At 61.2% G+C, this 11,504-nt stretch carries 14 protein-coding genes; 5 read left to right on the top strand and 9 right to left on the bottom strand.

What is annotated here, in order from left to right; all coding sequences use genetic code 11:
* Positions 1 to 413: 413 nt before the first annotated feature.
* Positions 414 to 1,373, bottom strand: a complete 960-nt coding sequence (locus B9Z49_RS00310) for an OmpA family protein (RefSeq protein ID WP_108351455.1) — start codon at positions 1,371 to 1,373, stop codon at positions 414 to 416.
* A gap of 23 nt (positions 1,374 to 1,396) precedes the next feature.
* Between B9Z49_RS00310 and B9Z49_RS00305 the strand changes: the two genes are divergently transcribed.
* Positions 1,397 to 1,621: a hypothetical protein gene (locus B9Z49_RS00305; protein WP_146188427.1), complete on the top strand. Its 225-nt coding sequence runs from the start codon at positions 1,397 to 1,399 to the stop codon at positions 1,619 to 1,621.
* Between the two features lie 216 nt (positions 1,622 to 1,837).
* Here B9Z49_RS00305 and B9Z49_RS00300 read toward each other — a convergent pair whose 3' ends face one another.
* Both B9Z49_RS00300 and B9Z49_RS00295 read right to left on the bottom strand, forming a co-directional pair.
* On the bottom strand, positions 1,838 to 3,049 hold the full coding sequence (locus B9Z49_RS00300; RefSeq protein WP_108351453.1) for a fatty acid desaturase: 1,212 nt from the start codon (positions 3,047 to 3,049) through the stop codon (positions 1,838 to 1,840).
* 112 nt (positions 3,050 to 3,161) lie between these two features.
* Positions 3,162 to 4,460: an RsmB/NOP family class I SAM-dependent RNA methyltransferase gene (locus tag B9Z49_RS00295; RefSeq protein WP_108351452.1), complete on the bottom strand. Its 1,299-nt coding sequence runs from the start codon at positions 4,458 to 4,460 to the stop codon at positions 3,162 to 3,164.
* A 54-nt stretch (positions 4,461 to 4,514) separates the two neighbouring features.
* On the opposite strand from B9Z49_RS00295, the gene B9Z49_RS00290 reads away from it, so the two are divergent.
* Positions 4,515 to 4,751 (top strand): DUF1653 domain-containing protein, encoded by a 237-nt coding sequence (locus B9Z49_RS00290; protein WP_108351451.1) that lies wholly within the window; start codon positions 4,515 to 4,517, stop codon positions 4,749 to 4,751.
* Here B9Z49_RS00290 and purN read toward each other — a convergent pair.
* Entirely contained in the window at positions 4,721 to 5,323 is a 603-nt protein-coding gene (purN, locus tag B9Z49_RS00285) for a phosphoribosylglycinamide formyltransferase (RefSeq protein WP_108351450.1), read from the bottom strand. The two genes, B9Z49_RS00290 and purN, sit on opposite strands and share 31 nt — an antisense overlap.
* Before the next feature lie 153 nt (positions 5,324 to 5,476).
* Here purN and B9Z49_RS00280 point away from each other — a divergent pair, with 153 nt between their 5' ends.
* Positions 5,477 to 6,658: an acyl-CoA dehydrogenase family protein gene (locus B9Z49_RS00280; protein WP_108351449.1), complete on the top strand. Its 1,182-nt coding sequence runs from the start codon at positions 5,477 to 5,479 to the stop codon at positions 6,656 to 6,658.
* Positions 6,659 to 6,668: 10 nt separating this feature from the next.
* Positions 6,669 to 7,784, top strand: coding sequence for an acyl-CoA dehydrogenase family protein (locus tag B9Z49_RS00275; RefSeq protein WP_108351448.1), 1,116 nt, complete (start codon positions 6,669 to 6,671; stop codon positions 7,782 to 7,784).
* 188 nt (positions 7,785 to 7,972) lie between these two features.
* Here the strand turns inward: B9Z49_RS00275 and B9Z49_RS00270 are convergent, their stop codons facing one another.
* The 5 genes from B9Z49_RS00270 to B9Z49_RS00255 all read right to left on the bottom strand — a co-directional run bounded on the left by B9Z49_RS00270 (position 7,973) and on the right by B9Z49_RS00255 (position 10,193).
* Positions 7,973 to 8,266 (bottom strand): BrnA antitoxin family protein, encoded by a 294-nt coding sequence (locus B9Z49_RS00270; protein ID WP_108351447.1) that lies wholly within the window; start codon positions 8,264 to 8,266, stop codon positions 7,973 to 7,975.
* Positions 8,235 to 8,375, bottom strand: coding sequence for a BrnT family toxin (locus tag B9Z49_RS22430; RefSeq protein ID WP_304598581.1), 141 nt, complete (start codon positions 8,373 to 8,375; stop codon positions 8,235 to 8,237). Before B9Z49_RS22430 ends, B9Z49_RS00270 begins: the two co-directional genes overlap by 32 nt.
* Before the next feature lie 6 nt (positions 8,376 to 8,381).
* Positions 8,382 to 8,522: a hypothetical protein gene (locus tag B9Z49_RS22115; protein WP_233254446.1), complete on the bottom strand. Its 141-nt coding sequence runs from the start codon at positions 8,520 to 8,522 to the stop codon at positions 8,382 to 8,384.
* Between the two features lie 63 nt (positions 8,523 to 8,585).
* Positions 8,586 to 9,503, bottom strand: a complete 918-nt coding sequence (locus B9Z49_RS00260; RefSeq protein ID WP_233254445.1) for a DNA ligase — start codon at positions 9,501 to 9,503, stop codon at positions 8,586 to 8,588.
* A gap of 132 nt (positions 9,504 to 9,635) precedes the next feature.
* Positions 9,636 to 10,193: an HNH endonuclease gene (locus B9Z49_RS00255; protein ID WP_108351682.1), complete on the bottom strand. Its 558-nt coding sequence runs from the start codon at positions 10,191 to 10,193 to the stop codon at positions 9,636 to 9,638.
* A 180-nt stretch (positions 10,194 to 10,373) separates the two neighbouring features.
* Here B9Z49_RS00255 and B9Z49_RS00250 point away from each other — a divergent pair, with 180 nt between their 5' ends.
* Positions 10,374 to 11,411 carry a bifunctional riboflavin kinase/FAD synthetase gene (locus B9Z49_RS00250; protein ID WP_108351446.1) on the top strand — a complete coding sequence of 346 codons (1,038 nt, stop codon included), beginning with the start codon at positions 10,374 to 10,376 and terminating at the stop codon, positions 11,409 to 11,411.
* Positions 11,412 to 11,504 lie beyond the last annotated feature (93 nt).

Genomic DNA, 11,504 nt, shown 5'->3' with positions numbered 1-11,504 from the left:
TACGGGGTATCAGACTGAAAGGGGACAGTGGGCGTAGGGCTGGCCACACTGAATAAATGGATTGCCGCGTCGCTGCGCTCCACGCAATGACATGGGTGCTGTCATGGCGAGGCGCGAAGCCATCCATAGACTGCCGCGTCGCTGCGCTCCTCGCAATGACGAGTGAACCGTCATGGCGAGGTACGAAGCCATCCATGGATTGCCACGTCGCTGCGCTCCTCGCAATGACGAGTGAACCGTCATGGCGAGGCACGAAGCCATCCATGGATTGCCGCGTCGCTGCGCTCTTCGCAATGACGAGTGAACCGTCATGGCGAGGCACGAAGCCATCCATGGATTGCCGCGTCGCTGCGCTCTTCGCAATGACGCGGTGGGGTGATTGCCGCGCTGCGATCGCAATGAAACGATGGACATCAGCGGCGCACCCCGATGACCTCCACCGTCACGCGGCGGTTAGGCTGGTTGCAGGCAATGGTTTGGGGCGTAGCCGGTTTGCCGCAGCTGCTCACCACAGGATCGCGGCTGCCGCGGCCCTCGACGGTGATGGGGGCTGCAACTGCGCCGCTGCGCATAATGTGCTCGCGCACCGTCAGCGCCCGCTCGATGGCCAAGCGCTCGTTGCGCTCGGCTTTGCCCAGCGGGTCGGCATGGCCGATCAGGTGCACGCGGTCGATGCGGCTGAAGTCTTGACTCAGGCGCGAGAGCAACTGGTCAATGGCCCGGGTGCCCGCATCGGTCATGGCGGCGCGGTCAGCGCGGTCAAAAGCGAACAGGGTGTCCGCCGTCAGTGTGTAGGTTTGATCAGGCAATGGTGCAACCACTGCCGGTGCGGTCTCGGGCTGGCAGTCGATGGCCACGCGTGAGACGGTATGGATCTGCTGGCGGGTGCCGGCCAGCTCTTGCAGCGCTTGGGCCGCTGCCACGGGTTGCAACACCGGCTTGGCACCGTTGGACTGCACACGAACGTAATGCGTTTGACCTGGCATCAAGGTCAAGGCGGTGATGGTATCGGGCAGGTCTTTGGGTGAGCTGCCCACACGCATTTGCCGCGCACCCATCTCGACGGGGCCGGTCTTGTAGCAAAGTGAACTCCATGCACCCGCTTCAAGTGAGGCGTGGTAGCGCTCGTCCAAGAAGACGCTGGTTGCGCCGGTCAAGGCGCTTTGAGCATCGCGGTACAGGACCACGCGGCTTTGGGTATGGCTGACCGCTGGCAGTGCCTTGAAGCTGCCGCCCAGTGACACGATGGGCTCCAGACTGCGTCGCTCTTTGCTGAGCTCTGGTGTTTGACGGGTGGTGGTTTGAGCGCAGCCTGCAAGCAAGAGGGCGCCCAACATCAAGCAGCTGAAAAGATTGGTTTTTTGAGTTTTCATTGTTCTTTCCTGGACAGGTTCATGTGCAAGTGCTTGGCCTGTTGTGGTCGCTGCGCACAGGGATCGATGAAAGGACGAGCGACATGGCGGCTCTGGTTCCGAATCAAAATTCGCATGGCATCAGTTTTTTCTTTAGAGTTACCATTGGTATTCAAATTTATGAATCGAGTATTTCTGTTTTTGCCAATTTCAACAATCCGCAAATAGAAATCCTCCAAATGGCGGATTCAAGACAAGAAATCGACTGAGCTTTTTTGAATGTGCAGAGCACCTTGGGCCAAGGCGCCGTTGGGGACCCATTGCCAGCAGATGGAGAACCCATTTTTTTTTGCCCGTCGGGGGCTGGGACCCGAGTTTGGGATGACAGCGGCGAATCAAGTGAGGCTGTTTGACCATTCGCCCGAGTTCGGTACAAGCGAAAAAAAAGGGCCCTGAGGGCCCTTTTAGATTAGATGCATCAATTTTCAGGTCGCTTGGCGCACAGCCCGCAACTTGACCGAGAAGTCGCGCAATGCGGCAATGCCGCTTTCTTCGGCCCGGCGGCACCAGGCTTGCAGGTCAGCGGCCAGTTGCTCGCGGGAATGCGAGGTGTTCAGCCAGATTTGGCTAAGCTCTTCGCGCATTTGAACCATTTTGTCGAGCACCGGGCTGGCGGCTCGGGCTTGTTTGAGCTGGGCCTGGGCAGATACAGGCACATTGGCGCTGTCGCGGTGCAACCAGCGCTTGGCAGCTTGCAAGACGTTGGCGTCGAGCTTGAGCTTGTCGGCCTCTTGCTGCATCACAGCGCGCACATTCCGGGCATATCCAGCCATGACTTCGTAACGGTTGGCAATCAGCGCTTCCAGGGTCTTTTCATCGGCCACGGGACGAATGTCGCCGTAAGCCAAGCGCGGGGGCGTCTTTTTGACAGTCGCCAGCCCAAGGGTTTCGAGCGTGCGGATGTACAACCAGCCGATGTCGAACTCGTAAGGCTTGACCGACAACTTGGCCGATGTGGGGTATGTGTGGTGGTTGTTGTGCAACTCTTCGCCACCGATCAGGATGCCCCAGGGCGAAATGTTGGTGCTGGCGTCGTGCGCTTCAAAGTTGCGGTAACCCCAGTAGTGGGCCGCGCCGTTGATGATGCCGGCCGCCGTGATCGGGATCCAGGCCATTTGCACCGCCCAGACGGTCAGGCCAATGAAGCCAAACAACGCCACGTCAATGATCAGCATCAAGGCCACGCCTTGCCAGGAAAAGCGGGTGTACAGATTGCGCTCAATCCAGTCGTCGGGCGTGCCGTGGCCGAAACGCTTCATGGTCTCGAGGTTTCTGGACTCTTTGCGGTAAAGCTCTGCACCCGAGAACAAAACGGTCTTAATGCCGTGCACATGTGGGCTGTGCGGGTCTTCGGCTTGCTCGCACTTGGCGTGGTGTTTGCGGTGAATGGCGGCCCACTCCTTGGTCACCTGGCCGGTGGTCAGCCACAGCCAAAAACGAAAGAAGTGCGAGGGGATCGCGTGCAGGTCCAAAGCGCGGTGCGCCTGGTGACGGTGCAGGAAAATGGTAACGCTGGCGATGGTGATGTGGGTCAGGGCCAAGGTGATCAGCACCATTTGCCACCAAGCCAGGTCGAACAGGCCGTTGCCCATCCAGTGAACCACGGCATCCAAAAAAGCCCAATCAGGCAACAACATGAGTCTGTCTTTCTACTGGCACCTGAATTCAGGCAATCCGTCAATTTTAAGTTTACCGCCCCAAAAAGGACAGCGTTTTCGGCCGACCTCGGCCGATAAGGGTTTTAAAGTATTACTTTTTGACCCAGGCTGCGGCAAAAAATCCATCCGTGGCATGGCGATGGGGCCACAGCCTCAGGAATGTGCCGGCAGGCGGGGCATCGGGGTGGGCATCGCCCGATGGGGCCGGTGAGCACAGACTGGTGGCGTGGGGCACTTTGAGCCTGTCGAGCTCTTGTGCCACGTTCAGGGGGACAAAGTCCGGGTTGGCGGCGCTGAAGGCTTGAGCGATCAGCTCGTTTTCTTCGGGCAAGACGCTGCAGGTGGCATACACCAAACGACCGCCCGACTTGACCATGCGCGAGGCGCTTTGCAGGATGGCTTGCTGCTTTTCGGTCAACTCCTGCACAGCTTGGGGCTTTTGCCGCCATTTCAAGTCGGGGTTGCGGCGCAAGGTGCCCAAGCCCGAGCAAGGCGCATCAACCAGCACGCGGTCGATCTTGCCCGACAGGCGTTTGACGCGGTCGTCGCGCTCGTGGGCAATGGCCGCCGGGTGCACATTGGACAGCCCACTGCGGGCCATGCGAGGTTTGAGCGCATCCAGGCGGTGGCCGGACACATCGAACGCGTACAAGCGTCCCGTGCTGCGCATGGCCGCGCCCAGCGCCAGCGTTTTGCCACCTGCACCGGCGCAAAAATCCACCACCATCTCGCCGCGGTGCGCGTCGAGGAGCAAGGCCAGCAATTGCGAGCCTTCGTCTTGCACCTCGATCGCGCCCCGGGTGAAGGCGTCGGTTTTTTGCAAGGCGGGTTTGCCTTGCAGGCGCAAGCCCCAAGGCGAATAGGGCGTGGCCTCAGAGGCAATGCCCGCTTGCGCCAGCTCTTTTTGGATATCGCTGCGTTTGGCGTTGAGCATGTTCACGCGCAGGTCCAAGGTGCCGGGCTGTTGCAGGTGTTCGGCCAAGTCCCAGAAATCCTCACCCAGTTGGGCTTGCAGGGCTTGGGCCATCCACTCGGGCAGGTTGTGGCGGTGCGGGGCCATCAGGGCGTCGGCCGGAATGGCGTCGCAGGTGGCCAGCCATTTTTTCTCGGTGTCGTTGAGCGCAGAGGCCAGAAAATCACGCGGGCCAAAAAAGCCCAAAATGGCCAGCTTGCGCTCTTTGGCACCCGAGCCCGAGCGGGCCAGCTGCTCAAACAACAGCTTTTTGCGCAGCACCGCAAAAGCGGTTTCGGCCAAGGTGGCGCGTTCGCGAGGCCCCAAGGCACGGTGTTCACGGAAATAACGGGAGACCACGGCGTCGGCGGGATGTTCAAATTGGAGAACCAGCCTGACCAAATCGGCGCAGGCGTCTAAAAGGGCTTTTGGATGCATAGGGGTGCATTGTCCCATCCCCGACCCTTGTGACAGACACACATCAGGAAAGACATGTCAGAACCACTGCCACCGATGATCGAAACACCCAAAGGCCTTTACCGCCACTACAAGGGTGGTCAATACCGCGTGCTGGGCACTGTGCGCCACAGCGAAGATTTGCAGCCCATGACGCTTTACCAGGCCTTGTATGGCGAGCAAGGCCTGTGGGTGCGCCCCGCCGCCATGTTTGCCGATGTGGCCGAATTCAACGGAAAATTTCAGCCCCGATTTGAACGCATTGGCGATTGAGCCAAAAACTCAGCGACCGCTTGCGGGTAAATCAAGTGCTCCTGAGTGAGCACCCGAGCTGCCAGTGACTCGGCGGTGTCTTTCGGCAGCACAGGCACCACGGCCTGCGCCAAGATGGCGCCATGGTCGAGCTCGGCCGTGACCTGGTGCACCGTGGCCCCTGCAAAACGGCAACCGGCATCGATCGCCCGCTGGTGGGTATTCAAGCCGGGAAAAGCGGGCAACAAAGACGGATGGATGTTGAGCAAGCGCCCGGCATAGTGCGCCACAAACCCGGGGGTCAGGATGCGCATGAAGCCCGCCAGCACCACCACAGCAGGCGCGTAGCGGTCGATTTCAGCCATCAGGGCCGCATCAAACGCTTCGCGGCTGGCAAAGGTCTTGTGGTCCAGCACCTGCGTCGCGATGCCGTGGTCTTGGGCAAAAGCCAGGCCTTGGGCATCGGCCCGGTTGCTCAGCACGGCGGCCACTCGGGCGTTCAAGAGTTGGCCCCAGCGGCCCTGCTCTGCCGCTCGCACGATGGCGGCCAAGTTGGAGCCCGAGCCCGAAATCAAAATGACAATGTTTCTCATGAAGGGCAGGATTATCCCTGCTCACTAAAAGTCTCTTGGCTTTTGTCGCACCAAGGACAAGCCGAATCGGTCTGCGCATGATAAAAAGCACGGTCGTTTGATTTTGCTTGAACTGCACTCAAAAATACCCACCCCCAACGGAGAGATTTCCCCATGGATTTGGCATTCACCCCCGACGAACTCGCGTTCCGCGACGAGATCCGCACCTGGGTCAAGGGCAACTTGCCCGCCGACATTTCGCAAAAAGTGCACGCCGCCATGCGCCTGACCCGCGAGGACATGCAGCGCTGGGCCAAGATTTTGGGCAAAAAAGGCTGGCTGGGCTGGGGCTGGCCCACAGAGTTTGGCGGCCCCGGCTGGACCGCCGTGCAAAAGCATTTGTTCGAAGAAGAATGCGCCTTGGCGGGTGCCCCCCGCGTGGTGCCTTTTGGCCCGGTGATGGTGGCCCCGGTGATCATGGCTTTTGGCAATGCCGAACAGCAACAACGCTTTTTGCCCGGCATCGCCAGCGGCGAAGTCTGGTGGAGCCAGGGCTACAGCGAGCCGGGCTCCGGCTCTGACCTCGCGTCGCTGAAGACCCGCGCTGAGCGCGTGGGCGACAAATACATCGTGAACGGCCAGAAAACCTGGACCACCCTCGGCCAATACGGCGAGTGGATCTTCTGCCTGGTGCGCACCAGCACCGAGGGCAAGCCCCAAACCGGCATCTCGTTCCTGTTGATCGACATGAAGTCGCCCGGCATCACCGTGCGCCCCATCAAGCTGCTGGACGGCGAGTGCGAAGTCAACGAAGTCTGGTTTGACAACGTCGAAGTGCCCGCCGAGAACCTGGTGGGCGAGGAAAACAAGGGGTGGAACTACGCCAAGCACCTGCTGGCCCACGAGCGCACCAACATCGCTGACGTGAACCGTGCCAAACGCGAGCTCGAGCGCTTGAAGCGCATCGCCAAAGCCGAAGGCGTGTACGACGACATGCGCTTCCGCGACGAAATCGCCAAGCTCGAAGTGGACATCGTGGCCCTCGAAATGCTGGTCCTGCGTGTCCTGTCCGCCGAAAAGTCCGGCAAGAACTCGCTCGACATTGCGGGTCTTTTGAAGATCAAAGGCAGCGAAATTCAGCAGCGCTACACCGAGCTGATGATGCAGGCCGCAGGTCCTTTTGCCCTGCCCTTCATCTTCGAAGCCATGGACGCCGGCTGGCAAGGCAACTTCCCTGGCGGCGTGGTGGCCAATGCGCCCCTGGCGGCCAACTACTTCAACATGCGCAAGACCACCATTTATGGCGGCAGCAACGAAGTGCAACGCAACATCGTCGCCCAGACAGTTCTGGGTTAAGGAGACACACATGGATTTCGATTTTTCTGACGACCAAGAACAACTGCGCGACGCGGTGCGCAAATGGGTGGACAAGGGCTATGACTTTGACCGCCGCCGCGCCATCGTGGCCGCTGGCGGTTTTGACAGAGCCGCTTACGGCGAAATGGCCGAGTTGGGCCTGACGGGCCTTTATGTGAGCGAAGAGCACGGCGGTATGGGCATGGGCCCCACCGAAGCCATGGTCACCATGGAAGAACTCGGACGCGGCATCGTGCTCGAACCCCTGACCCAGACCCTGATCTGCAGCGCCACCCTGCAAACCCACGCCCCTGCAGCCCTGCAAGCGGCCTGGTTGCCCCGCATGGCCGCAGGCGAAGCCATCGTCGTGTTGGCGCAGCAAGAGCGCGGTGCCCGTTACCAACTGAACCGCTGCGCCGCTCAGGCCAGCGAATCTGGCGGCACATGGACCGTGAGCGGTACCAAGAGCGTTGTGGCCGTGGGCGACCAGGCCGACGCCTTCGTGGTGCCCGCCACCGTGAACGGCCAGATCGCCCTGTTTTTGGTCGAGCGCAGCGCCAGCGGCGTGAGCACCCAGGCCTACGGCACACAAGACGGCTCACGCGCCGCCGAAGTGGTGATGAGCCAAGCCCCCGCGCAGCTGATCACCCTGAACGGCCTGACCGCTTTGGAAGAGGCCGTGGACATCGGCATCGCCTGCACCTGCGCCGAAGCCGTTGGGGTGATGGACAAAACCCTGGCCATCACCGTGGACTACATGAACACCCGCAAGCAGTTCGGTGTGAACATCGCCAGCTTCCAGGCCCTGCGCCACCGCGTGGCCGACATGAAGATGCAGCTGGAGCTGGGCCGCTCGATGAGCTACTACGCCAGCCTGAAGTTGCACGCGCCCGCCGACGAGCGCCGCCGCGCCTTGGCGCGCGCCAAGTACCAGCTGGGCGTGTCCATGCGCTTCATCGGCCAGCAAGCGGTGCAGCTGCACGGCGGCATTGCCGTCACGGACGAGTACATCGTGAGCCACTACTTCAAGAAATTGACGCAGCTGGACATGAGCTTTGGCGACACCCTGCACCAGTTGGGCGAAGTGTCAGCCCGCATGCAGGAGACGGCAGGCGTGTTCGCCTGAGGCGAACCAGGAACCCAAGCAAGGCGGGAGGGCGGCGCGGGTCGGGCGATGTGGCAAAGCGAAGCGCCTCTGAGCCCGAAACGCGCCGCCCTCTCGCCTGGTGGCTCAACACCAGAATCGTCTGAATGAGCAGCCCAACAAGAAGGCCCCGAGAGGGGCCTTTTTTGTTGCTCAAAACTTCCTGCTGGTTACACCGCAGAGTGGGCTCGCACCCAGTCACGCATGGCGTCATTCATTCGGGTCTGCCAGCCCTTGCCGGTGGACCGGAAAGCTTCCAGCACATCGGCATCAAAGCGGATGGTGATGCGTTCTTTGACGACCTCAGATCGTGGTCGCCCGCGTGGCTTGAGCATCGCCTGTGCGGCCTGGGTTCCAAACAGCTCGGGCAACACTTCTGATGCAGGGCGGGCGCGGGCAAAGTCTGCATCCGTCCATTCGGGGTTGTCGGAATCAACCCGTTCTGGATTTGGGCGTTTTGGCATATCTCTTGACCTCTCTCGAATTGGCCTTGCGCAGACTGATGACATGCACCTTGCCTTCGCGCGGCGTAAATACAACGGCGTGCAACCGCCCCCCAATGAACCCCAGCACCTGAAATCACCGCTCTCCGTAGGCTTTTCGGGTGTCTTCCTCCATCAGCGCATGGGCCCAGTCAAGCTGCTCGACAAGCTCAAACGGCAAACCACGGCTTGCCATATTGGCGGCATTTTTGGCTGGATCGAATCCAATCTTCACCATTTTATTGTATGCACATTAAATCAAGGTTGCAAGTTCTTAGAAGTTCCGAATACCCTTGATGGCTCACTCCAACTCGCGCACCCGCAAGAAAGACGCAAAACGCGGCAAGCCCGAGGGCGTGCGATCGCGGTAACGGTAAGTAACCCACGCCCCCAAGGGTGGCGGGTTGCGGCGCTGGGCATCGCTCAGGCCAGATCCCAGGGCAAAACGCTGGCCCGACGGCATTTGAACCAGCAAAGCCCCTGTCATGCCCAGCAAACGCCCTTTGCCCGGCTGGTGGCCCACCACCAGACCCTCTTCGTCCTGCTCGGGTTTGTGCTTGAACAGCGCGTCGGTGCGGCCGGGCTGCCACAGGGCATCGGCGCGGTGCAGCATCAGCCCCTCGCCGCCTTGGCGCACCGTCTCCTGCAACAAAGCCTGCAAAGCGCGGGCGTCGTTCACCTCGCGCTGCGCGACCGGCATCAGCCAAGGCTGCTGCGCTTGCGCCAACGTGGTTTGCACAAAAGCCACCCGCTGCGCAAACGGGGCGGAATGACCGGGGGCGTCAAACACCAGGTACTTCACAGCCCGCCAGGCCTCGTCGTCGGGCTCGGCTTGCCGCACCACGCCAGAGAGCCGGTCAAAAGCCCCCCGCGCCGTCCACAACTCACCGTCAAGCGCGACCCGGGGCAATGCCGACAAAAACCAGGCAGGGGCTGCGATGGCGCGGCCACTGCGAAAGCGCAAAACGCGCCCATCCCAAACGGCCCTGACGCCGTCGAATTTTTCGCTGACCCAAAAACCTTGTGGGGATCGGCCAGCGGGCCACGGCATGGCCAGCTGAACGCCGCTGTGCCCGCCGGAGTCCACGGGCTGCACGACCTGAGCGCCAACACGTGGCATCAGCCAAGGCGACAAAAGCAGCGCCGACACACTGGCGCGTCGGCTCAGGCCTGGCGTGCTTGCAAGGTACTGGCGCAAGGCCAGGGGTGGGTGAGGCATGGCGGGTCTCCCTGATGGCCCCATCACCGAATCCATGCCTTAAAGGCATGCCGATATGGGTTCTTTTGTTTTCAGGGATGGATGATGCAGCGCTTTGCTGGCCAGCGCAAGCGGCGTCGCGAGGCTGCCAGCTCAGGCCATCAATCGCGAGCTCTTGGGCACATGTGCCATCAAAAACGCCATCTGGTCACTCAAAATGCGGCGGTTGCGCAAGATGAAGTCTTCCCACAGGCTGGGCACATAGGGCGCGTAGAGCAGCGGCATGTTGGCTTGCTCTGGCGTACGGCTGCTTTTGCGGTGGTTGCAGGAGCGGCAGGCCGTGACCACGTTCATCCAATGGTCGGGCCCTTTTTGACTCACGGGAACAATGTGCTCACGGGTGAGCACCGATTCGTGAAAATGCCCGCCGCAATACGCGCAGACGTTGCGGTCCCGCACAAACAATTTTGGATTGGTCAAGCCCGAAACCAGGTCAAACGGGTTGATGCGGGGCACGCCCTGGGTGCCAATGATGCTGTTGACGGTGATGATGGATTGCTGGCCGGTGAGCGCGTTGTGCCCCCCATGGAACACGGCCAGTTGCTGGCCCGCTTCCCAACGCACCTCGTCGGCGGCGTAATGGGTCACGGCTTGCTCCAGCGTGATCCACGATTGCGGCAAGCCTTGGGCCGAGAGTTTCAAAACCTTCACAGACGCCTCCATCCAACAGTTCAAAAACCACTGACACGAAAAGTTCCGTCTCGATCGGACCTTATGCCTTGGGGTACAAGGATGAAGGGATCGGGCTCGGTCACAATATACCCTCTTACATTGACAATACCGTGAAAGCTGGCGCTTGAGTCAGATCAGCGGCAGGACATCACGAGCGACATGAAGGTTTACCGAGGCTTCCACCATCCCGATCTGGCCCCCGCTTGCGCTTTGACCATCGGCAACTTTGACGGCGTGCACCGGGGTCACCAGGCCATGCTGGCCCTGCTGCGCAGCGAAGCGGCCCATCGGGGCGTGCCCAGCTGTGTGATGACCTTCGAACCCCACCCGCGCGACTACTTTGCCAAGGCCCTCCACCAGCCCGATTTGGCCCCGGCCCGCATCGCCACGATGCGCGACAAACTGCAAGAGCTTGAGCGCTGCGGCGTGGACCAAGTGGTGGTGGTGCCCTTTGACGCCCGGCTGGCCAGCCAATCGCCCCAAGACTTCATTGAGCAGGTGCTGGTGCGCGGCCTGGGCGTGCGCTATGTGCTGGTGGGTGACGATTTCCGCTTTGGCGCCAAGCGCGCGGGCGACTACGCCATGCTTGACACTGCCGGACAAAGTCTCGGCTTTGATGTGGCTCGCATGAACAGCTACGAGGTGCGCGGCCTGCGCGTGTCCAGCTCGGCCGTGCGCGAGGCGCTGGCCAAAGGCGACCTGCCCGCAGTGCAGGCCCTGCTCGGCCGCCCCTACAGCATCAGTGGCCATGTGGTGCACGGGCGCAAGCTGGGCCGCGAGTTGGCGGCCACTGCCCAAGGCGCAGGAGACGGCTTTCGCACGCTGAATTTGCGCTTTACGCACCACAAGCCTGCCGCCAGCGGCATTTTTGTCGTCCAAGTGCATGGCCTGGCCGATCAGCCCTTGAGGGGCGTGGCCAATCTGGGCATCCGCCCCTCTTTGGACCCTCATGATGTCAACGGCGGGCGCGTGCTGCTGGAGACGCACGCCTTCGACTGGCCTGCCCATCTGGGGGCCGAGGGGGGCTACGGTAAAATCATCCGGGTGGACTTGCTGCATAAATTACACGACGAGCTCAAATACGACGGTCTGGACGCCCTGACAAAGGGCATTGCCAAAGACTGCGACGACGCACAAGCGTGGTTTGCGTCCCGCCATGGTGAAACCAGCCGCCAAACCACCCGCGACCGAATTTGACGCTCTGGCCCTCGTTTGCTGCCCTTCGACAGGCTCAGGGCGAACGACCTCAACGGCCCACCCCCTCTTGATCTCTCCGAACGGCTCAGCCGC

Origin of the sequence: Limnohabitans sp. 2KL-51 (genome assembly GCF_003063645.1) — a bacterium.
Classification (GTDB): domain Bacteria; phylum Pseudomonadota; class Gammaproteobacteria; order Burkholderiales; family Burkholderiaceae_C; genus Limnohabitans_A.
Note: the sequence above shows the minus strand (reverse complement) of the source record. Positions and strands in the feature narration are given on the sequence as shown.